This window comes from Sphingomonas sp., assembly GCF_030145815.1.
Classification (GTDB): domain Bacteria; phylum Pseudomonadota; class Alphaproteobacteria; order Sphingomonadales; family Sphingomonadaceae; genus Sphingomonas.
This window is the reverse complement of the sequence record NZ_JAIXHL010000019.1, coordinates 21,613-42,107: the sequence shown is the minus strand read 5'-3', so window position 1 is coordinate 42,107 and position 20,495 is coordinate 21,613. Positions and strand designations below refer to the sequence as shown.

Here is a 20,495-nt window from a genome sequence, read left to right as displayed (position 1 = left end):
GAAGACATATGCGGGGTATGACGGGACTATTGGCACTTTGCCTGAGCGGTACGGTGCTGGTCGCCACGGGTTCGAGTGTTGCCCGCGCACAGGCGATCGAACGGCAAAGCTATGACCTTCCCGCCCAACCGCTCGCGCGCTCGATTCAGGCAGTCGTTGCGGCAACGGGCCAAAGCATCGTCGCGCCGACCGACCTGATCGCCGGCCACAGGGCACCGGCCTTGAAGGGGATGCTCTCGATCGACGAGGCGCTCGATCGGCTGCTTGCAGGTTCGGGCTTGCAGGCACGGCGCTCAGGTGCGGCCTTCGTCATCGCGCCGGCCACGCCGCAGGCACTCGCGGCACCGGCCGAAGCGCAGGAGGCGATCACGATCACCGGCAGCCGCATTCGCGGAGCGCCCACCGCATCGACGACAATCCAGGTGACGCGCGAGGAGGCGCGCAATGCCGGGCAGGCGACGCTCGTCGAGATCGCGCGCAGCTTGCCCCAGAATTTTGGCGGCGGCCAGAATCCGGGCGTCGGCTTCAACGTGCCCGAGACCAACGGCGCGGATGTGGGCGGCGGTGCCTCGATCAATCTGCGCGGGCTCGGCGGCGACGCGACCTTGACGCTGCTCAACGGGCATCGCCTGTCGTACAATGCGGCGAAGCAATCCGTGGACATTTCCGGCATCCCGCTCGGAGCGGTCAGCCGGATCGACGTGGTTCCCGACGGCGCGTCGGCGCTGTTCGGTTCGGACGCGGTCGCCGGTGTCGTCAACATCCTGTTGCGGCGGGACCTTGAGGGCGTGGAGACCAGCGCGCGGCTCGGCATCCCCACCGATGGCGGCGGGTTCAGCCAGACCTATGGCGCCACCGCAGGGACGACATGGCGGTCGGGCAATGCCCTGCTCGCCTATGAATATGGCAGCAACGATGCGATCCTCGCGCGCCAGCGCGACTATGCCGCGACACGCTCGCCCGGACTCACCCTCTTTCCCGCGCAGCGGCGCCACAGCCTTCTCGCTTCAGCTGAGCAGGATTTGGTGCCGGATCTCCGATTCGCCATGGACGGCCTGTTCAACAAGCGCTGGACGAACCTGACTTATCCGCTCGCCGCCGGCGGCGATCTCTCCGTGGCCCGGGGCAAGACGCAATCGACCGCGCGCGCCTGGGGCGTCTCGCCCTCGCTGACCTGGTCGCTGCCGGAGGGCTGGAGCACGATGCTCTCCGCCACCTATGGCGAGGATCGGGTCGATTATGGCGGCTACAGCTTCCAGGGCGGCGTGCTGTCGGTCAACACCGGTGGCTACTATATCAACCGCGCGCGCTCGATCGAGCTCTCGGCGAACGGCCGGCTGTTTGCGCTGCCCGGCGGCCCGGTCAGGATCGCGCTTGGCGCTGGCCATCGGCAGATCGACTTTCGCCGCTTCACCGGCATCAACGGCACCCAGAATATCGACCAGTCCCAGGCCGACACCTACGGCTTTGGCGAACTGAGCCTGCCGCTGGTGTCGCCCGGCCAGGCGATCCCGCTCGTTCACAGCCTCGTACTCAGCGCGGCGGTCCGCTACGAAGCCTATCGCCGGATCGGCGACGTCGCGACGCCCAAATTCGGCCTGATCTTCGCGCCGCATCCCGATATCACCCTCAAGGCGAGCTGGGGGAAGAGCTTCCGGGCGCCGACGCTCTACCAGCAATACCAGCCCCAGACCTTGTACCTGACGCGCACCGCAACCGTGGGAGGGCAAGGCTATCCCGCCACGGCAACGGCATTGCTGCTGCTCGGCGGCAATCCCGGCCTCGCGCCGGAGCGATCGACCAACTGGTCGGCAACGCTGGAACTGCGCCCGCGCTTCCTCGACGGCGTGCGCCTCGAGCTGACCTATTTCTCGGTGCGGTACCGCGACCGCATCGTCACGCCGATCCCGTCCTTTGCGACGGCGCTGCGCGACGCGGGCTATGCCAGCTTCGTCACGCTCAACCCCTCGACCGCCGAGCAGGCGGCGACCATCGCCGGCGCCAGCACATTCACCAACCTGACCGGGGGCGCCGCGTACGACCCGGCGAACGTCGTGGCCTTGGTGCGCAACACCAGCGTCAATGCCGGCCGGCAGTCGGTGCACGGTATCGATGCCTTGCTGCGCTATTCCGGCGATCTTGGCGGGGGAAGACTCTCCGCCTCGGCCAATGCCGCCTGGCTCGACAGCGAGCAGCAGATCGGGCCGGCGCTCCCGATCACTCAGCTGGCAGGCACGATCTTCAACCCGCCGCACCTGCGCTTGCGCGGCGATCTTGGTTGGTCGATCGGCGGGGTGACGATCACCGGCAATGTCACCCATATCGGCCCGGTCGTCGACAACCGGACGGCGCCCGCGGCCCGCATCGCCGGGATGACCCCGATCGATCTCACCCTGCGCTACCGGGCGGATAGCGGACCGCTGCGCGGCTTCGACCTGATCGCGTCGGTCCAGAACCTGTTCAACGCCAAACCGTCCCCGATCGCGACGTCGCTCTTCTACGACACCCCCTATGACTCGACCAACTATTCCCCGCTCGGACGCTTCGTCAGCCTGTCGGTGACCAGGAAATGGTGAGCAGGTACAAGCTGCTCGCCGGCATGCTGCTGGTGACGACGCCTCCGGCATGGGCTGATTGTGCCGACATGCTGCCGAACGCCGCCGAAGCGCGCGCGCCGCAGCGCCTGCTCGAAGCCAGCGACCTGATCGAGCTGCGCGATATCGGCATGCCCGATCCGTCCTATTTCTTCCTGCCGAGCCCGCTCGCCGTGTCACCGGACGGCAGGTCGATCGCGCTGGTGCTCAGCCGGGGCGATCTGGCCACAAATGGCTATTGCCGGGCGCTGGTGGTGATCGCCGCGCGCGGCGCGGCGGCCCCGCGCGTCGTCGATCGGGGTGGTGAGATGATCACTGCCATCGACGTCAAGCGCGGGCTGTTCGTCAACACCGGCTTTCCCGACCTGGTGGTACCTGCCTGGTCGCCCGATGGTCGATGGATCGCCTATCTCAAGCGGATCGACGGCGTCACCCAGCTGTGGCGCGCGCGCGCCGATGGCGGCGGGTCCGCTGCGGTCACCCGGTCGGCGGTGGATGTCGAGCGCTGGGCCTGGGCACCGAATGGCCGCGATCTGCTCTATGCCAGCCGGCCCGGCATCGCCGAGGCGCGCCGTGCGCTCGATCGCGAAGCTATGTCGGGCTATCTCTACGATGCGCGGGTCCGGCCGAACCCCGGCCCCCGTCCGCAGCTGCGCGAAGCGGACGTGCCGCAAATCGTGTTCCTGGTTGATCCCGAGCGTGGCGAGACCCGCGCGGCGACCGCCGGGGAGGCAGCGGCACTACCGCCCGACCCGCCCGGCGGATCCCAAGCCGAAGCCGTCGCCATGTCGCGCGACGGCCAACGTGCCTGGACCGAACGCGAGGATGCGGGGCCGCTCAGCCCGTTGCGCATCTGGGTGGCCGATCGCACCGGCCGCAAGCAACCCTGTGCAGCGGTGGCCTGCCGCGACGGCATCGTCAATCTCTGGTGGCAGGCGGACGGGTCGTTGCTGTTCCTGCGCCGCGAGGGCTGGGCCAAGGGGCGTATGGCACTCTACCGCTGGCGCCCGGGCAGCCACACCGTCCGGCGCCTTCTCGCCAGTCCGGCCTGGCTCACCGGCTGCACCTGGCGCGACGCACAGCTCTATTGTGTCGCAGAGGATTCGGTGACGCCGCGCCGGGTGGTAGCGATCGATCCGGCCAGTGGCCGGCAATCCCTGCTGTTCGACCCCAATCCGGGTTTCGCGCGGCTGCGGCTCGGCAAGGTCCAGCGGCTGACCTGGCAAAGCGAACCCGGCATGCCCGCCTGGGGCGATCTCGTCCTGCCGCCGGATGCGGTACCGGGCGAGAAACTGCCGTTGGTGATCGTCCAATATCATAGCGACGGCTTCCTGCGCGGGGGGACCGGCGATGCGCACCCGATCTTCCTGCTCGCCGCCCATGGTTTCGCGGTGCTGAGCTTCGAACGGCCGGCGGTCGAGAGCACCGCCTATCCCGGGCTGAAGACGATCGACGCGATCATCGCCGCCATGACCAAAGACTGGGGGGAACGCAGAAGCGTGCTGGCCTCGCTGCTCGCCGGGGTCGATCGCACGATCGCGCTGGGCGTCGCGGACCCCGCGCGCATCGGGATCACCGGCCTCAGCGACGGCGCCTCGACCGTGAACTACGCGCTGATCAATTCCGACCGCTTTGCTGCCGCCGTGGTCAGCACCTGCTGCGAGGATCCCAAGACGGTGATGACCTATGGCGGAACCGCCTGGGCCGACTGGAATCGCGCGGTCCGCCGCTATCCGCTGGCGAGCGAGGACGGCACCGCCTTCTGGAAGCCGATGGCGCTGTCGCTCAATGCCGACCGGATCGAGACGCCGCTCCTCATGCAGCTCGCCGACAGCGAGTATCTGCTCGCGCTCGAGGCGTTCACCGCGCTGCGCGAGAAGCGCAAGCCGGTCGAGATGCATGTCGCGCCGGGCGAATATCATACCCGGACCCAGCCGTTGCACCGGCTCGCCGAATATCAACGCGATGTCGACTGGTTCGGCTTCTGGCTGCAGGGGCGCGAGGATCCCGATCCCGCCAAGCACGCGCAATATACGCGCTGGCGCGCGCTGCGGGACGCACGTCCGAACCTGCCCGCAGTGCCGGCGCGGCGCTAGCCGGGCCAGCACCGGCTCCACGCCTCAGCATCGACCAGCCGCAGGATGCGGACATGGCCGGAGCCGCGGACCGGACGCGGGTCGTCGAGATATGCCGCCAGCGCATCGCAGTCGAGCAACCCGTGTCCGGCGAGATTGCCGTCGAGCAGCAGCCTGCGGATCTGTTGGCGCCGGCTCTCAAAGAGCGCGACGAGGAAGGCATCGGGCGAGCCCTTCGACCTGCGCCAAGCGACCTGTTCGGGCAGCGTCGCCTCGAAGGCGCGGCGCGCGACGGCGCGATTGCAACCGCGCTCGAACCACAGCCAGGTCGGGATGCGCAGGCAGAGCTCGACCACCGGTTGGGCGAGCAGCGGGTAGAGGAAACGGCGCGCCGCACAGGGATCGCTGTCCTCCGTCAGATATTGCGGCCCGAGCAGCAAGGCGACATGCGCGGCCTTGCCCGGCAGCACCGTCGCCGGAGGCTCCAGCCAGGGATGCCGCGACGCCGCCCGCGCCCGCGCGGCGGTTCCGGCCGACAGAAAGCCGGTGTCGATGTCCAGCGGCGGCGGCCGATGCTGCCACGACCGCAGCCATGCCTTGCGCCGGACGGTCCACACGCTGGTGTCGCAAAGCGCGGCGATCTCGCGCGCCAGCCGGCGATACATAGGGCCGTCCGCCAGTCCGGCACGGCAGTCGAGCAGCGGCAGCACCGATTGCAGCGAACAGAAGATATTGTCGCCCCCGCCGCCACTCAGCACGGCATCGGCGCCTTCCTTGCCGGCGACGAGATGCGCCTGGCGCCGGGCTTCATATTCGAAGGCCCGCGATGCCGGCCGGGGCAATCCGGCCGCGGCAGAGGTTTCGAGATCGACGCCGTCCAGCTGGAACAGGCGTTCGGCGAGCGGAACGCCGAGCCGATCGCAGACCGCGCGGGCATAGCGGCGCTCGTCGCCGGCGGGATCATCGGTGCTGATATTGGCGCAGCGCAGATCGAGCCCGCGCGCCGCAGCGCTCGCGGCGATGATCGAGGAATCGAGGCCCCCGGACAGCATCAGCACGCTGCGCGTCAGGGTGGATCCGCGCGCACCGACCGCCGCGAGGATCTCGCCATGGAGCCGCTTTACGGCTTCCCTGCCGTCCGCGAGTGCGCGTGCAGGGTCGGCGAAGGTCCAGGGCGACCAGAGGGTCGTCACGCAGGGTCCGGCTTCGCCGAAGCGGATCTGCTCGCCGCCCCGCAATTCGCCGAGCCCGGACAGGCAGGTCGCAGCGCTTCGGACGCGCGGGGCGCAGAGGAAGTCGCCGAGCGCAGGCCAGTCGAGGCGCGGACGGAAGCCGCCGAAGCGCTCGAGCAGCGCCACGTCCGACGCGACCGCATAGCCCTGGGCGGACGGCGCATGGAAACAGGGCAGTTCACCGAATGGCGCGCGCACCAGCGCGACCGAATTTTGGTCCGTGTCCGCGACAATCGCGACATAGCCGCCCCAATGGCCACGGACGAGCCCGGCCGCGCCATTCGCCCGAAGCGTCGCGGCTGAGGACGCGGAAAATGCGTCGAGACGATGGGACCGGCCGAGGGCGAACAGCGGACCGATCACAAGACCATCGTCCGCAATCGGCACGAGCATCGCATCGCGCTCGGCGACCACGAGGCACCCCGGCCGGTCGAGCGCGATCCGCCAACCTGGGTCGGCAAGCGCCGCATGCCGGACCGCATCGGCCCGTGCGGCATCGCCACCGATCGCCGCGAAATACCGGTTACCCATCACACCACCAGGATCGGCGTGAAGTCGCGGACCGCATCCACCCGGTCGTTGACCACCAGGTCTTGCCACTGCACCCAGGCATGGGCCGCAAATGGCTGCAGCTTCACCGCCAGCACCAGCTCGGCCCGCACGCCCGCAGCAAGCAGCCGATCGGTCACTGCCAGCGACCGGGGCAGACATTGGTCATGCGTCGTCGCGATCGCGCGCAGCTGCGCGAAGGCCGCCGCGCCGCGCGCCAGCGTCTCCCGTTCCGATCGTATGGTCTTGAGACGCGCCTTGCGGGCCTGGAGCCGGGCGACCGCCGCATGCAGGCCGAACAGCCGCAAGCGCAGCGGCGCGTGAAGTAGTGCCGTCCCGGCCAACAGGGTCTGGAGCGGGCGCACCGGGGTCGGCGCCGCGTCGAGCAGACTGGCGCGCGCCTCGGTCACCGCCGGACAGGGCTGGAGGATGGATCCGGTGTCGCTGGCGCGCAAAATGCCCTGGTGCGCCAGACCCTCGAGGATCCGCATATCCTCAGGCCCGGACGATGCGGCGGCTAGCCGATCAAAGCTGCGCTCGGCATCGTTCGCGAGGCAGAAATAGCGGTCGGCCCGCAGGTCGAGGAAGATCGTCCGGCCTGCCACATGGCAGAAGCTGATGCCGGGCTTGAGCGTATAGGCCATGACGAATGGCGCGCGGCCGGGGGCCGCGCGCCTGTCGATCATTCGTCGGTCAGGCCGGCGAGGATGCGGCCGTCGCCGACATCGGGGAAGTCCCCCTTGGGGCCCTTGGTCTCGACGCTGGCGGCGCCGAGATCGATCAGGTCGGACGGGGTCTCGTGGTTGCGTTCCATGACACGTCTCCTTGAGCGCTGCGCATGATGCAGCGCGAGACAGGCTAGGTGCGGGGGTTCGCTATCCGAATTTTATACTGAGAATATATGCCGATTGTTTTCGGCATGCCCCGCGCCTTTGCGGGATGTGCGCCTTCAGGCCTCGCGATAGGCGGCGCGCACGATCTCGTGCGCCAGCCGGGCACGCCGGCGGAAATAGCCGCCCACAAGGCGCAGCAACATGCGTCGATCGCTCTCGAGGCACGCCGCGATCGCGTCCATCTCGGTGGCGTCGTCGCCCAGCGCCAGCGCTTCCACCATGCGCACCGCATGCAGGCGATCATTGATCGCGGCGATCGCGCGCCCATGTTCGAGATTGCCGGAACGCCGCCCGATCTCGAGGAAGAGTGCCGCCGCCCGCTCCGCGCCGTCGAGACCGGGCGGCGCGTCGACGTCCCCGCGCGCGCTATCCCGCGGCCATCCGCGCACGGCAAGCGTCATGACCTGTTCCGCCCAGCGATAGAGATCCTGCAGGTCCGGTGCCGTGAGGTGCGGCCGGTGGAAGCCTTCGCCGGTACGCGTCTCGACCAGCCCCTCGCCGGTCAACTGGTTGAGCGCATCGCGGACCGGCGTGACGCTGCTGCTGAGCGCAACCGACAGCATCGCCGGATCGAGCCGCTCGCCTGGATGGAACACGCCGCGCAGCAGCTGGCCCTTGAGCGTCTCATAGACGCGCTCCGAAGTCTGGCCCGAATTCATGGTTCGGTCTGGCTGCGGCGGAACGCCTCGACCTGGTCGCGCTGGTCGGGGCGCAGCGCATCGATGGCGGCGCGTGGCGTGTCCGCCGTGCCGGCGAGCAGGACCGACGGGCACTGGCCTTCATAATTGCCGAGATTGGGCCGGTGCTGGCGATAGCCGGCTAAAGCGGCCAGCCCGGGCGGGAATGCGCGCGCGACATCGGGCGGATAGGCGAGCATCTGGCTCTCATAGGGCTTGAGCCAGCCCAGCGAATAGCCGACCACCAGCCCGCGCCGGACCCCGGTGGTGCGGTTGGCGCCGGCCCCATGCAAGGCCGAGCCGAGAAACAGCAGCGCGTCGCCGGGCTCCATCTCGGCAGCGATCCCCGCTGAGGTCGGCGGCGGATCGAGCGCGGCGGCGCCGTGCGTGTTCGACCAGACCAGCGTCGCGCCATTCTCGGCCCGGAACGGCGTCAGCGGCCAGATCACGTTGACGAGATATTCGATCTCGCCGACCGGCCCCCGCCACATATCCTGGTCGCGATGCGGTATTTGCGCGGGCGCCTCGGGATGGATCGCGATCGCCTGGGCGACATTGAGCTGGATGCAGTCGCACCACGGCGCGAGGATCGCTTCGACCACACCCTGCACCACCGCGTGCTGGACCAGCGCCGCCATGCGCTCCGAGCGCGCCAGCAGGCGCCCGAACCGCTTCGTCGTCTCGCCATAGAAACTACCCTGGCAGAAGGGTGTCTGCGCGAACGCCGGGGCGAGGTCGGCATCGAGCGCCGCGATCGTCTCGGGCGGCAGCGCGGCGCGCAGGACACACCAGCCGTCGCGCGCGAGCCTGGCGCGGGTCTGGTCGATCGCGGCCGCCAGCATCGGGTTGCGGTCCATAGCGGGTCTCCTTGCGCGTCTCAGGCCGCGGCGAGCGTGTCGCCGCCCAGCAGCGCCGGGAGCGGGACAATGCCCGCCGCGGCGAGCTTGCGCGGCGTATCGGGCTCGATCTCGATGGCGAGCGCGCCGAGCATCTTGCCGCCGATCGTCACCGGCAGGCCGAGCGGACAGCACCGCCAGCCAAAGGCGAGAATCTGCTGCAGCCACCCCATCTCGGCGATGGCGCTATAGCGGGCGATGCCATGGGCGAGCGCATGATCGGCCAGCGCCGTCACCAGCGTGTCGCGCACGCCGCGGCGCTCGCGCGCGCTCAGGCTCCGGTCGAGGCAGAACCGGGTCACTTCGAAGATGTCGGGGCCGCTCGGCGGCGCCGCTTCGCACAGCTCGGGATAGAAGCTGTCGAGGATATGCGGCCGCGTCGTCGGCAGCAGCCGCGCCGATCCGAGATGACCGCCGTCGCGGTCGGCGAGCACCAGATAATGCGCGTGCGCGTCGTCGAACTGGTCGATCTCATAGGCGCCGCCGAGGACGGGGACGTCCCATTTCAGGAGATCGACGAACACCTGCTTCCGCGCCGCGAACATCCCGCGCATCACCTTGTCCGACACCGGGCGGTTTGCAGCTCCCATCGCGTGCAACATGGTCGTGGCTCCTTGATCGTCGGGAGACCAAGGGTCGCGATTAGCCGGCCGGCGGGATATGCCGGAAAAGGGGTATAGTCAGCGTTTGAAGATATCGGTGAAGGTGAGCGTTCCGTCGAACAGCGCCCAGATCGCCACCAATGTCCGTTTGTGTACGCCGTATCGTTCGCACGCCTGCTTGATATGGCGCGCTACGGTCTCCTCGCTGACTCCAAGGATGCGGCTGATCTCCCAGTCGCCCTTGCCGCGCGCCGCCCACAGGATGCAGTCGCGTTGCCGGTCGGTCAGCACCGGCGCCGCCGCCTCGTCGATCTTGCGCGTCGACCACAGTCGCCGTGCGCCCTCGAACGCGAACAGGCCCGCAAGCTGTGCCAGCGGCAGCATCGCCTCGGGCAAGGGCCGGCCGGCGCCATTGGCGAAGGAGCAGGAACCGAGGGTCTCGCCGGGTACATTGGCCGGCACCGTGAACCCGTCGCCGATCCCCTGCTCCGCGCCGAGCATGAGCACCCGCCGGTCGCCCGGCGTCAGCGTGATCATGTCGTGCATCCGCGACCATGGGAAGCCGCGGCTGGTCACATGGCTTGCCCGGTGCACGGGATCGGACACGCCGAGCGCCTGCGCGTCATAATAGTCCGCCCAGCGTGCGGGGTAGTTGTGCAGCCGGATGTCGGTACCGGTCGCGCTCGGGATGTCGACATGATGGGTCAGCGCGAAATACTCGAACCCGAGTATCGCGCAGATCTCGACCATCGCGAGCGCCAGGTCGTCCGGGCTCGTCGCGGCTTCGAGCTCCCGGAGGAACGGCCCCATATCGTGCATGCCCATCGGGCGTCCAATCGACCAGCGGCGGCATCTCAAGCTGCCGTCGATCCTCTGATCGACCTTTCATGCTCTTTCGGGCCGGGCGGCGGCTTCTCACACCGTCGCGAGGCAACAGGCAGACAAATCAGCGCATCTACAGAGACTTGGAGGGCAAGCGAGTCAAGTTTATATTGTCGATATATTCGGCATGGTCTGGTGCGGTTCGATCCTCCATTTCGGAGCGATCGGATTTCGCGCCAGCTTCATTGTTTCTCCACATGACGAAATCGGGCTGAGCGGGTGGCGCGGGACTGGCGCGATGCGCGTGACTATGCGCGGCTGCGCGGCGTCGATCGGGCCGGGCTGATGTGGGAATGGCTGCGCCGCGATCCCGGCTATATCGCCTGGTACACCCGCGCGAGCAGCGCGACGCGCGGCACGGACGTGCCGGGCCTCGGGTCGGGGGATGATCCCCTCTCCTGGGGGATTCACTTTCGCCGAGCGCCCGGAGGTCGAAGCCCCGGACGCGCGGATCATCTGGCATGCCGATTTCGATCCGGGCACGCTGCGCGTCATCGCCAGCCCGATCGGGCGCGGCGATCCCGACGCGATCGATCCGGCGTTGCTGGCACCGTGGCTGACGCTCGTGCGCGACCCGCACGGCGAGCATGCGGTGCTCTCGGACGGCTGGCATCGCATCCGGCTCGACATCGAGCAGGGCAGCCTGGCCGGCGGTGACCCCGTGCTGCTCGAATATCGGCTGAAGGGCGTTGCGTCCGCCGGAGCCCGGATCCTGCCGCTGCGGCGGCTGATCGATCTGTGCCGCAATCGCCGCTTTTCCCGCTCGCTCTATCCGCCCGACCGGCGGGTGGCGCGCTGGATTCTCGCGCTGCGCGTCCATGATGCGGTCCAGGCCGGGGCGAACCAGCGCGAGATTGCCCGCATATTGTTCGGCGATGCGGCGGGGCGCGGCGATGGGGATCGGCGCTCCGATTCGATCCGGTCCCGAGTGCGGCGCCTGGCTGCGGACGCGCGGCGGCTGGCCGGGGGCGGCTATCGCTCGCTGATGCGGCGCGATTAAGGGGTGGCGCCTCGCACGGCCTGCCGTGCGACCGCCGCTCTATGGCCGCCTGCGGCCGGCCACCGAGCCCCGCCTTGCGGGTCTCGGCCTGGCGGTGACGATCGGCTGGTGGGACTGGGACGGTGTATTCCGTTGATCGTGGTCGCGCGATCGAACCCTGACCGTTGGGGTGAGGAACGGAGCTAGCCTGACACCGCGAGATGTTCTATCTTCGTTCCGAGCAATCGGAGACCGGAATTGAAGGGATCGGCCGCGGGTAATTTGGGCGAGATGTACTCGGACCGGCCCGGCATGGTGGTTCGGGAGGTCAAGGGTTCCGACATTGATCGCGATGCGCACCGGGCTCTCTCGCTCGATGAGGCCAGGAAGGCGGCGGCGGCATTCCCCGGGCACATCGAGGCCATCCTTGCCGTCTTCCGCGAAGCCTATCCACCCCATGTCATCGCCACGATCGCGTGCTGGGGGATGAGCCAGCCGGCCGGTCCGGACATGATTTCGACCAAGGGGCTCATCGAGGGAATCGAACAGCATCATATCGAACTGCTCCAGGCGCTGCTGCTCACCCTTGAACGCTGGGAATGGGGTCGCGAGCCGGCGAGCAATCGGCAAATCCAGGCAGCGATCGACGCAGTCAGTGCGCTTGCGACGGCCTTCCATCGGCGACGGATGATCCAGCTCGAAGATCTGGGCGACGATCTCGACCGCCTGGTCAGCATAGGGTTGCAGGAGCGGATGCGCGATCACACCCAGATGGTGCGCAACTGGGGCTATTACGACGACATGGTGCGAATTGTCCGGGCGCTGCACGCGCCGTTGGACGCCGCTTTCGCAGCGCATCATGGATATAGCGCCAGCGATCTCGTCGATATCGCCGAAGCGCTCGTCGCCCTCCATCAGGAGCGGCTCGGTGGGCGGTTCGTGCTCCTGAAGGACATCTTCCGCGGGCGCACCCGCAAGGCGATCGTCCATGATTTCTTCGCGCGCTACGAGGGCGTCCGGGGCGATCCGGACGCCTTCCTTGCCTCGCTCCCGAAGCGGATGCCGCTTCGTCACCTGAGGACGATGCTGCTGAGCCATGCCGATCGCTGGCTGGTCATGGAGATGCGTGTCGAGCCGGGCGTGATCGCGGAGCGGCTCGACAAACCGGTGACGCTGGTCACCAGGGTGTTCGCGGCGCTCGGCCTGTGTCCCGGCGCGTTGCGCGAACACGACAAGGAGCATCTTTTCCTTTCGAACCCGGTGTGGCTGAAGCCTGCCGTCCGGGTCGATGACGACTTCCTCTTCTTCGCGCCGCAATCGCTTGTCAGCTTTCTGCCGGCGATCTTGCGCACCCTCATCGCCGAGGCCGGAATCACCAAGGCGCTGGAGAAGCGGCGAACCCTGTATCTCGAGGAGGAGATGAAGCGGGTCATCGAGGAGGTTCTTCCTTCGGCGACGCTGTTGCCCAATGCGGAATGGTATTGGGAAGGTGTTCGCTACGAGACGGATCTGATCGCCGTGATCGACCGGGTGGTGCTCATCGCCGAAGCCAAGTCCGGCGCACTGACGCCTAGCGGTTTGCGCGGTGCGCCGGATTCCGTGCGCAAGCATGTGCAGAAGCTGATCGTCGATCCGGCGGTGCAGTCGGCACGCTTGCGGGACATCCTCCTGGCGGCCAGGGACGGGCAGCCGGAAGCGCTCGCGGTCGCGGACGGACTGGGCCTCGGACTCCCGCCTGCCCGGATCGACACGATTATCCGCGTCTCGGCCACCTTGGACGATTTCTCGGCACTGGCGTCTGCCCAGTCCGAGCTCAAGCGGACCGGGCTGGTTCCGGACGATGTCGAGCTTCCTCCGACCATGGGGATCGCCGACCTCTGCACGTGCGCGCATATCCTCGATGACCCGCTATACTTCCTCCACTATCTCGCGAAGCGGGAGCGGTTCCAGGGCAAGGTGCCGATCTTCGGTGATGAGCTGGACTATCTCGGTACCTATCTGGTGTGCGGACTGGAACTGCCCGAGATCGAGGCCGGGACGCACAAGGGCATATTCAGCGGGATGTCGCAGGCGATCGATCGCTACTATGTGGGGCGCGGCATTGGCCGGGACGGCCCGAAGCCGCGCCCGGCGGTGGAGCCCTATATCGCTGCCATCCTTGACCGCCTGCGCTCGCGCGGCACACCGAGCTGGACGACGATGGGTCTTGCGCTGCTCGACGCGATACCCCCGGGCTCGGATGAATGCGTCGAGGAGGCGCTTGAGGAACTGGCCGAGCAGGTCAGCGACATCGGTCCCGATCCGGACCGTCCGGGTGCGCTGGTCGCACGGGGCGCCTGCGGGAACGCCGTCGCGGTGTTCCATGTTTTTCCCAGGGCGCACGAAGAGGATGTGCTCGACCGGATGGTGCTGCTCGCCGACGACGCGATGGAGCAAGCGAAGACCCGACGCTGCGTCGCCTTCGCGCGCATGCTCGAACGCTGGGATCTTCCCTATGCCTATGCCGCGCCGATCCGGGTGCCCGTGGAGCCCTCGGGCGCAGCCGGCTGAGCATCATGGCTTCCAGCATCCACAAAGTACCGCGCAACCGCTTGCGCTGGATCCCACGGGATCTGCGGCTCGCGCATGAATATTGCTTCTTCCTCCATGACGAATGCGTGCGGTTGCTCGCGGAGTACGAGGCGGCCCGGGCGCACATCGTCACCGTCAAATTCCGCAGCAAGGTCGAGAACCGGAACTTCACGAAGATCGCCAGGACGAGCCCGATCGAGGCCATGCGCGCTACCGGCTATCCCGACGAGGCACGCCGGGTGATCCTCAACACCGTCACCATGGCGATGGTGTCGGACTGCCTGCACCACCTCTACGAGGCGCTGCGCTGCATGGAGAAGCGCAAGGTCGTCGTGGCCCACAATCTCCTGCGCAAGCCGCTTACCGACAATCTGATGTACCTGTCCTGGATGCTTGGCGATGAGGACGCCTTCTACGCGGCATTTACGGCGGAGGACGGCGATGCGGTCATATCGCGCGCGATGGCGAGCCAGCGCCTGGCCATCCTGGAAACGACGCTCGCGACGCTCCCGATCGCGAATGTGCTGACCGCGTCATTCGTGCACGAAGCCCTGTTCAAGCGGAACAACCCATACGGCCTGTACGGACTGTTCCAGCACGCGGTCCATCTCGTCACCGCGAAGCATGCCGAATTGCGGACCGAGCCGGAGAATTTCAACTTCATCTTCAAGAACCATAACGACGACGACCTGTACGAGCTGCTCTATGCGGTGCTTCCGCAGCTGATGCTGTACCTGTCGCATGTCATTGTCGGCCTTTTCGATCGGATGCGGGCCATGGATGCCGGGGCGCACCGGGCGTTCGAGGTCCGTTCGATACTCGGCCTCTACTTCGTCGAGGGCGGCGAGAATGAGGGCTATGCCCTTGCCCAGATGGACAATGTGCGCGGATATCGCTGCGCGGTGTGCGAGCATCCGTTCTCGCTGACGCCGCACAATGCAGCCCGGCTCGTGCTCGCAGACGCCTACCGGTGCGTCCGCTGCCGCCGGGTCCAGCCCTTTCCCTATTCGTGGCTGTTCTAGGGAACGAAAGGGGCGGCCTCACCCCTCAGGTGAAGGCGGCTCACAGGTCGAATATCGAGGTCATCAGCGTCGTCTTATGGTCTTTGTCGAGGCTGGCCTGCCGCGCCAGATTGACGAACTGCTTCTCGGCGACGACCAGGTCGGCGAAGGGCACTACGGTCGTGAACGCCGCCATGTCGCGAAGATCATTCTCGTTGATCCCGCGCGCCTGGTCCTCGAGGCGAACAGCCAGTTCGCGCTCGATATTGAGGATCGGGATCTCGGCGGCGATGCGCCGCACCAGCGACGAGCCGATGTCGCTGACGGTCCGCCAGTCCAGTCCCAGCTGCCTGCCGGTCGCGAGGATGAAGTCGAGCTCGTCGATGATCAGCCTTGCGCCATAGGCGCGCTTCCGGAGTGCCAGCGTCTCGCCGGCGGCGATCGCGCGCCGCGATTCGATGCCGCCGATGAGCTCGGCCGAACTTGCGCTGTAGCGCCGGACCGCCTCAAGGCGGACGTCCTCCTCGCCGGCCATCAGATAGTCGAACAGCGCGCGGACAGGGTCCTGGCGGAGGAAATCGAGCACTGGCTGTGAGATTTCGAAGCCATAGGTTTGCGGAGAATAGTCGGCTGCGGACTCGAACCAGAGATCGGACAGGAACCAGTGCGCTTCCGGCTCGGGGTGCGAAATGCCGTGGCGACGCGCGAGATAGGCGGCCAGCGTCTCCCCGAATATGCGGCGCCGGCTTCGAAACACCCGGCCACCACTGATCACGGCCTGGGTGTGCGCCATGTTCGCCCGCCGCGCCGGATCGTTGATCTTGGCGGTCTCGTAGATGTTGGCGAAGGACAGCGGCACCATGATCGCCTGCGACCGGATGCCCTCTATCACCTTCGACAGCGCTACATGCTCCTTCGGGAAGCTGGCCTTGTCCCAGGCGCCGCGCGCCAGTGCCACCCAGGCATTCTGATCGAGATAGAGCAGGCGGGTCATCGTTGTTGCCCTTGCTGCAAGGACGGGAAGCATCTGTCGAGATGGAATGCAGGGAACGCCCTTTCGCGGTGGGCCCGCGTGATCCCGCGCTATGGCGTGGCCTTACCGTCGCCGAGCTTCTGCGGGTCTGGGTCCGGCGGTGCCGATCGGTGGCATGGGCCAGCGCGCCGCTGACCCTGGCGGAGCGGGGCGATGACGCACACTGCCGGACTGCTGCGCAGCCGCAGGGTGCGGCGCCTGATCGCGGCCCCGCGGGCACGCGCGCTCCGCAGCCGGGCGGCGCGCCCGGTTTCGCGCCCGGCGACAATTGCCGCCTTTGGGCGCGAAGCCCGACCCTGCGCCGCTGATCCGGCCGCGCCGCACGAGAGCCCATCCTTTGTCCGGGTCGGCGGCGGGCGCCGACGGTGAAGCGGGCGCCGCTCGCGCGGCGGCGTTGCTTGTAGCCTCTCCCGGTGGCGCGGGAGTGGGCGGCGCGCCCTGCTAGGCCCGCTCGCGTCCCCGGCAAGCCGGGCTGACGCCCGGCTCCTCCACTGATGTTCCGGTCCCTTCGGGATGCCTGGTCCGCTCGAGGCGGGCCTCTCCGGTCGCTCCTGCCGCCCACCCCCGCTTCCGGGGGAGGCCATTGGGTTTTTGGGCGGGGTTGGAGGCTGACCCATGTATTCCATCATCACCGGCACCGCTGGGGCGGGGATGCGGCCATGAAGCTGCTGACCTCCGCTTTGCGCACGGCCTTGCAGGTCAATGCCGCCGCGCACGCCGAACGTTCGGGACAGGGAAACGAGCGCGCGCACGATCCCGTGCCGGTCGTCAAATTCTTCAATCCCATGGGGCCAGCGACTTGGCTCGCGACCGAACTCGACGCTGATGGCGACACGCTGTTCGGGCTCGCCGATCTCGGATTCGGCTGCCCCGAACTCGGCTATTTCAGCCTGTCCGAGATCGCCGCGCTGCGCCTGCCCTTCGGGCTTGGCATCGAACGCGACATCGGCTTTGCGACCACCGCGCCGCTGTCGGTCTGGGCCGAAGCCGCGCGCGGTGCCGGCTCGATCCTCGCCGCGCAAGCCGTGGTCCGCGCCATCGAGGCGGCGGCGCGTTCGGCCCGGCCATCGCCCCATGGGGACGGTGCGGCAAGTGCACCCGATCCCGATCCGCTTCCGCCCGGCAACCCGCTGGACGGCTGACGCGCGGCGCGTTCCCGCCGCAGCCCAGCCGGTCCCGTCCATCGTGGAAGGAGCGACGGGACCGGTGCTCTTGAAGGAGCACACCCATGAGACTCGATTTCATCCCGCTCGACAAGCTCACCGTCAGCAAGACCAATATGCGCTACGGCAAGCGCCCGCCCGATGTCGCCGACATCCTGCCGACCATCCGCAAGCGCGGCGTCATCGTCCCGCTGGTGGTGCGCCCCAATTGCGTGCCCCCCAAGGAACCGGACGGCGGCTATGAGATCGTCGCGGGCGCGCGGCGCTTCACGGCGGCGGGCATCGCCGCCGCCGAACGCCGCGCAGAGGGCGCGGAGGGCGAGGCCCAGGACGACATGCTGCCCTGCGCGATCCTCGACAGCGGCGACGATGCCGACGCCATCGAACTCTCGCTGATCGAGAATGTCGCCCGCCTCGACCCCGACGAGGTGACGCAGTGGGCGACCTTCACCCGGCTGGTGAAGGAAGGGCGCAGCCCCGACGACATCGCCGCGACCTTCGGCCTGCCCGACCTCGCGGTGAGGCGCATCCTCGCGCTCGGCAATTTGCTGCCGCGCATCCGCACGCTCTATGCCGATGACAGGATCGACCGCGCCACGATCCGCCACCTGACCATGGCGAGCAAGCGCCAGCAGCGCGACTGGCTGGCGCTTCTCGACGATCCCGAACAGCGCGCACCGACCGGCGCGCAGCTCAAGGCATGGCTGCTCGGCGGGCAGACCATTCCGGCGAGCCTTGCCCTGTTCGATGTCGAGGCAAGCGGCCTCGTCACCGTCGCCGACCTGTTCGGCGCGGATCGCTGTTTCGCCGATGCGGCGGCGTTCTGGAACGCGCAGGATGCGGCGATCTCCGCCCGCCGCGAGGCCTATCTCGCCGAGGGCTGGGGCGAGGTCGCGATCGTGCCCAAGAGCGAGCATTTCGCCAGCTGGGACTATGAGAAGCGGCCCAAGCGCAAGGGCGGGCGCGTCTATATCGACGTCCGCGCGACCGGCGAGGTCGCCTTCCACGAAGGCTATGTCACGCGGCGCGAGGCGGCGCGCGTACCGAAAGCCGATGCCACCCCGGCCGAGAAGCCCAAGCGGCCCGAACTGACCACGGCGCAGCAGACCTATCTCGACCTGCACCGCTTCGCCGCCGTCCGCGCCGCGCTGGCCGGCCATCCCGGCGTGGCATTGCGGCTGATGGTCGCGCACCTCGTCGCCGGGTCGTCGCTCTGGAATGTGCGCCGCCAAGCCTTGGCGTGCCGCGACGAGGCCACACAGGAAAGCGTCGAGACGTGCCGGGGCGAGACCCTGTTCGACGAGCGCCGCCGCGCCGTTCTCGCGTTGCTCGGCATGGACCCCGAACGTGAGACGGTGACCCGCAGCAGCGCCGACGACCGGCGGCTGGTCGGCATCTTCCTGCGCCTGCTCGACCTGCCCGACGCGGCCTTGGGCGACGTGATCGCCGTTGCGATGGGCGAGACGCTCGCGGCGGGCGATGCGGCGGTCGAGGCGGTCGGGCTGACCCTCGGCCTCGACATGGCCGACTGGTGGCAGCCGGACGCCGCGTTCTTCGATCTGCTCCGCGACAAGGAAGTGCTCGGCGCGATGGTCGCCGAGGTCGCGGGTGAACGGATCGCCGCCGCCAATGCCAAGGAGAAGGGCAAGACCCTGATACGGATCGTGACGGACCATCTCGACGGCATCGACGGACGTACCAAGGTCGAGCACTGGGTACCGCGCTGGATGGCGTTCCCGCCCGCCGCTTATACTGCGCGCGGTGGCGTCGGCACGGTCAGGGCCAGCTTCAGGGTCGGCGCCGCCAAGGCCGATATGGAGGCCAGCTTGGAGCCGGATCGCGATCCCGATCCGACCGCGCCGGGCGCGCAGGCGCTCGCCCCGGACCCCGACCGGCGCGGGGACGCGGCGGCGGTGAACGATACCGACGCGGTACCCGAACCGCTCGCCGCCTGAACCGGAAGGGACGCGCGGGACACAGCTCCCGCGCGTTTCCGGCGGGCTGGCTATCGGTTGCGGACCGTGAAATCCGGCCGCGCGCCCGCGCCTCGCCCTGATGGGCTCGGCGCGGGCGCGCGGATTTTTGCGGATGGTGCGAGCGGAGGGCATCCCCGCTAGAACAAGCGGATGGATAGTGGGGAATCGGGGGCAAAGATCGACAACCAGACCTGGTTGATCGATGCGGGGCACGACATCATCGAGAAGAAGCGCGCACAGGGCCGTGAGGCGCTGACGCCGCGCGAGCGCCTGATCCATTGCTTCTGGATCGCGGACTACAGCATGCGCAATGCTGGCGATCTTGCCACGGCGCGTGATCTCGATTTCGATTATCGCACTGATGGGGCGCGGGCAGCAGCGGCGCTCGACCTGCCCGTGGCCGCGTCCCTGTTCGCGTTGAGCGAGGGCGAGCTTGAACGTCGGTTCTTCGATCTGTTCGACGCAGTCTGCGCGGAATTGCGCACGCGCTGAATTTCTGGGGCCGCCGTCGCGCTCCTGCCCGCCAGCGCAGCGCTGGGCGGGTGCCTGATTGCGGAATCCCGTCGAGAATGTTTGCGCGCGGATCGCGCAACCGGGCCGCGCGAAGCCAATTTCGCGAGTGATCTCCAAAGGCGGCACAGATCTGCTTGCAAGGATCCCGCACCGTCCACGGCTCCTTGGGCGCATGACCTGGAACGGCCGCCGGCCTCCCGAAACCATCGCCCGCCGGCTTATTTCCCCGCCCGCTGGCGCGGGCTCCTCGCGGTCGCTGCGCTCTCAAATAAGCCTTTGGCTCCGGTCCTCCGCTGGCGCTTCGGCCTGCCGGTTCGGGTGTCCGGCTGGCCGTCCCTGAGGTCCGCCCATCGCCCGGAACGGTTCGGGCGAGCATCTCAAGGAGACCTGCAATGGCTGCCATCGGCTATGTCACCCGCGAAGGAAACGGCTTCAAGGGCGAGCTTCGGACCCTCTCGATCCGCACCGGCATCACCATCGTTCCGAACAGCCGCAAGACCAAGGACACCCAGCCCGACTATGTCGTCATGGCGGGCGGGGTCGAACTCGGTGCCGGCTGGAACCGTCGTGGCGAGATGTCCGGCAACGACTATGTCTCGCTGAGCCTTGCCGCCCCGGAGTTCGGGCCGCGCCGGCTCTACGCCAATCTCGGCCGCGCCGCTGGCCAGGACGATGACGATTCCTTCGCCATCATCTGGAACCCGGCCGACTGAGCCGTTCCGATCCGCGCCCCGACCGGGCGCGGATCGCTTGACCGGCACGGGGGTCGAAAACGCATATGCCCGTTTTCGACCCTGCCGGGCGCGGCGTTCGAGGTTCAGTTGGGTGTCCGGGCGGCGCGATCCGGCAGCCGCCCTAT

The 20,495-nt window shown here is 68.2% G+C and carries 17 protein-coding genes and 1 pseudogene; 10 read left to right on the top strand and 8 right to left on the bottom strand.

The window, feature by feature from the left end:
- Nucleotides 1-8 precede the first annotated feature (8 nt).
- A complete protein-coding gene (locus KYX69_RS16270) occupies nucleotides 9-2,576 on the top strand; it encodes a TonB-dependent receptor (protein WP_075152903.1) in 2,568 nt (855 codons plus the stop codon).
- Entirely contained in the window at nucleotides 2,573-4,690 is a 2,118-nt protein-coding gene (locus tag KYX69_RS16265) for an Atxe2 family lasso peptide isopeptidase (RefSeq protein ID WP_157926354.1), read from the top strand. The genes KYX69_RS16270 and KYX69_RS16265 overlap by 4 nt, the downstream gene beginning before the upstream one ends.
- On the opposite strand, the gene KYX69_RS16260 is transcribed toward KYX69_RS16265, so the two are convergent.
- The 7 genes from KYX69_RS16260 to KYX69_RS16230 form a co-directional block, all read right to left on the bottom strand.
- A complete protein-coding gene (locus KYX69_RS16260) occupies nucleotides 4,687-6,432 on the bottom strand; it encodes an asparagine synthase-related protein (RefSeq protein WP_066573225.1) in 1,746 nt (581 codons plus the stop codon). The genes KYX69_RS16265 and KYX69_RS16260 overlap by 4 nt on opposite strands.
- Entirely contained in the window at nucleotides 6,432-7,136 is a 705-nt protein-coding gene (locus KYX69_RS16255) for a lasso peptide biosynthesis B2 protein (protein WP_066573227.1), read from the bottom strand. Before KYX69_RS16255 ends, KYX69_RS16260 begins: the two co-directional genes overlap by 1 nt.
- Nucleotides 7,133-7,264, bottom strand: a complete 132-nt coding sequence (locus tag KYX69_RS16250) for a benenodin family lasso peptide (protein WP_107525062.1) — start codon at nucleotides 7,262-7,264, stop codon at nucleotides 7,133-7,135. The genes KYX69_RS16255 and KYX69_RS16250 overlap by 4 nt, the downstream gene beginning before the upstream one ends.
- 135 nt (nucleotides 7,265-7,399) lie before the next feature.
- Entirely contained in the window at nucleotides 7,400-8,002 is a 603-nt protein-coding gene (locus KYX69_RS16245) for a GntR family transcriptional regulator (protein WP_066573229.1), read from the bottom strand.
- The gene (locus KYX69_RS16240; protein WP_066573231.1) at nucleotides 7,999-8,877 is read right to left on the bottom strand and encodes a phytanoyl-CoA dioxygenase family protein; all 879 of its coding nucleotides are present in this window, start codon (nucleotides 8,875-8,877) and stop codon (nucleotides 7,999-8,001) included. The genes KYX69_RS16245 and KYX69_RS16240 overlap by 4 nt, the downstream gene beginning before the upstream one ends.
- A gap of 20 nt (nucleotides 8,878-8,897) precedes the next feature.
- The gene (locus KYX69_RS16235; protein ID WP_066573234.1) at nucleotides 8,898-9,518 is read right to left on the bottom strand and encodes an acyl-homoserine-lactone synthase; all 621 of its coding nucleotides are present in this window, start codon (nucleotides 9,516-9,518) and stop codon (nucleotides 8,898-8,900) included.
- A 78-nt stretch (nucleotides 9,519-9,596) separates the two neighbouring features.
- Nucleotides 9,597-10,343, bottom strand: coding sequence for a LuxR family transcriptional regulator (locus KYX69_RS16230; protein ID WP_300498985.1), 747 nt, complete (start codon nucleotides 10,341-10,343; stop codon nucleotides 9,597-9,599).
- A 276-nt stretch (nucleotides 10,344-10,619) separates the two neighbouring features.
- On the opposite strand from KYX69_RS16230, the pseudogene KYX69_RS23225 reads away from it, so the two are divergent.
- The 4 genes and pseudogenes from KYX69_RS23225 to KYX69_RS16215 all read left to right on the top strand — a co-directional run.
- Nucleotides 10,620-10,745 (top strand): annotated as a pseudogene (locus tag KYX69_RS23225) (DUF6499 domain-containing protein); the annotation flags it as partial.
- Nucleotides 10,746-10,785: 40 nt separating this feature from the next.
- On the top strand, nucleotides 10,786-11,400 hold the full coding sequence (locus KYX69_RS16225) for a DUF2285 domain-containing protein (protein WP_066573236.1): 615 nt from the start codon (nucleotides 10,786-10,788) through the stop codon (nucleotides 11,398-11,400).
- Nucleotides 11,401-11,637: 237 nt separating this feature from the next.
- Nucleotides 11,638-13,929: a hypothetical protein gene (locus tag KYX69_RS16220; RefSeq protein ID WP_125458951.1), complete on the top strand. Its 2,292-nt coding sequence runs from the start codon at nucleotides 11,638-11,640 to the stop codon at nucleotides 13,927-13,929.
- Nucleotides 13,930-13,970: 41 nt separating this feature from the next.
- A complete protein-coding gene (locus tag KYX69_RS16215) occupies nucleotides 13,971-14,972 on the top strand; it encodes a hypothetical protein (protein WP_066657194.1) in 1,002 nt (333 codons plus the stop codon).
- A 40-nt stretch (nucleotides 14,973-15,012) separates the two neighbouring features.
- On the opposite strand, the gene KYX69_RS16210 is transcribed toward KYX69_RS16215, so the two are convergent.
- Nucleotides 15,013-15,945, bottom strand: a complete 933-nt coding sequence (locus KYX69_RS16210; protein WP_066573243.1) for a hypothetical protein — start codon at nucleotides 15,943-15,945, stop codon at nucleotides 15,013-15,015.
- Nucleotides 15,946-16,643: 698 nt separating this feature from the next.
- Between KYX69_RS16210 and KYX69_RS16205 the strand changes: the two genes are divergently transcribed.
- The 4 genes from KYX69_RS16205 to KYX69_RS16190 all read left to right on the top strand — a co-directional run bounded on the left by KYX69_RS16205 (nucleotide 16,644) and on the right by KYX69_RS16190 (nucleotide 20,349).
- Nucleotides 16,644-17,126: a DUF2958 domain-containing protein gene (locus KYX69_RS16205; protein WP_066573247.1), complete on the top strand. Its 483-nt coding sequence runs from the start codon at nucleotides 16,644-16,646 to the stop codon at nucleotides 17,124-17,126.
- An 86-nt stretch (nucleotides 17,127-17,212) separates the two neighbouring features.
- Nucleotides 17,213-19,102, top strand: a complete 1,890-nt coding sequence (locus KYX69_RS16200) for a ParB/RepB/Spo0J family partition protein (protein ID WP_075152902.1) — start codon at nucleotides 17,213-17,215, stop codon at nucleotides 19,100-19,102.
- 171 nt (nucleotides 19,103-19,273) lie between these two features.
- Nucleotides 19,274-19,615: a hypothetical protein gene (locus KYX69_RS16195; protein ID WP_066573250.1), complete on the top strand. Its 342-nt coding sequence runs from the start codon at nucleotides 19,274-19,276 to the stop codon at nucleotides 19,613-19,615.
- Nucleotides 19,616-20,028: 413 nt separating this feature from the next.
- A complete protein-coding gene (locus KYX69_RS16190) occupies nucleotides 20,029-20,349 on the top strand; it encodes a DUF736 domain-containing protein (protein ID WP_066573253.1) in 321 nt (106 codons plus the stop codon).
- Nucleotides 20,350-20,495: the final 146 nt, after the last annotated feature.

Coding starts and splice junctions, on each gene's coding strand:
- KYX69_RS16245 (WP_066573229.1), bottom strand. CDS start 8,002: ATGAATTCGGGCCAGACTTCGGAGCGCGTCTATGAGACGCTCAAGGGC.
- KYX69_RS16260 (WP_066573225.1), bottom strand. CDS start 6,432: ATGGGTAACCGGTATTTCGCGGCGATCGGTGGCGATGCCGCACGGGCC.
- KYX69_RS16205 (WP_066573247.1), top strand. CDS start 16,644: ATGAAGCTGCTGACCTCCGCTTTGCGCACGGCCTTGCAGGTCAATGCC.
- KYX69_RS16210 (WP_066573243.1), bottom strand. CDS start 15,945: ATGACCCGCCTGCTCTATCTCGATCAGAATGCCTGGGTGGCACTGGCG.
- KYX69_RS16240 (WP_066573231.1), bottom strand. CDS start 8,877: ATGGACCGCAACCCGATGCTGGCGGCCGCGATCGACCAGACCCGCGCC.
- KYX69_RS16235 (WP_066573234.1), bottom strand. CDS start 9,518: ATGTTGCACGCGATGGGAGCTGCAAACCGCCCGGTGTCGGACAAGGTG.
- KYX69_RS16190 (WP_066573253.1), top strand. CDS start 20,029: ATGGCTGCCATCGGCTATGTCACCCGCGAAGGAAACGGCTTCAAGGGC.
- KYX69_RS16255 (WP_066573227.1), bottom strand. CDS start 7,136: ATGATCGACAGGCGCGCGGCCCCCGGCCGCGCGCCATTCGTCATGGCC.
- KYX69_RS16270 (WP_075152903.1), top strand. CDS start 9: ATGCGGGGTATGACGGGACTATTGGCACTTTGCCTGAGCGGTACGGTG.
- KYX69_RS16230 (WP_300498985.1), bottom strand. CDS start 10,343: ATGGGCATGCACGATATGGGGCCGTTCCTCCGGGAGCTCGAAGCCGCG.
- KYX69_RS16200 (WP_075152902.1), top strand. CDS start 17,213: ATGAGACTCGATTTCATCCCGCTCGACAAGCTCACCGTCAGCAAGACC.
- KYX69_RS16225 (WP_066573236.1), top strand. CDS start 10,786: ATGATCCCCTCTCCTGGGGGATTCACTTTCGCCGAGCGCCCGGAGGTC.
- KYX69_RS16250 (WP_107525062.1), bottom strand. CDS start 7,264: ATGGAACGCAACCACGAGACCCCGTCCGACCTGATCGATCTCGGCGCC.
- KYX69_RS16195 (WP_066573250.1), top strand. CDS start 19,274: ATGGATAGTGGGGAATCGGGGGCAAAGATCGACAACCAGACCTGGTTG.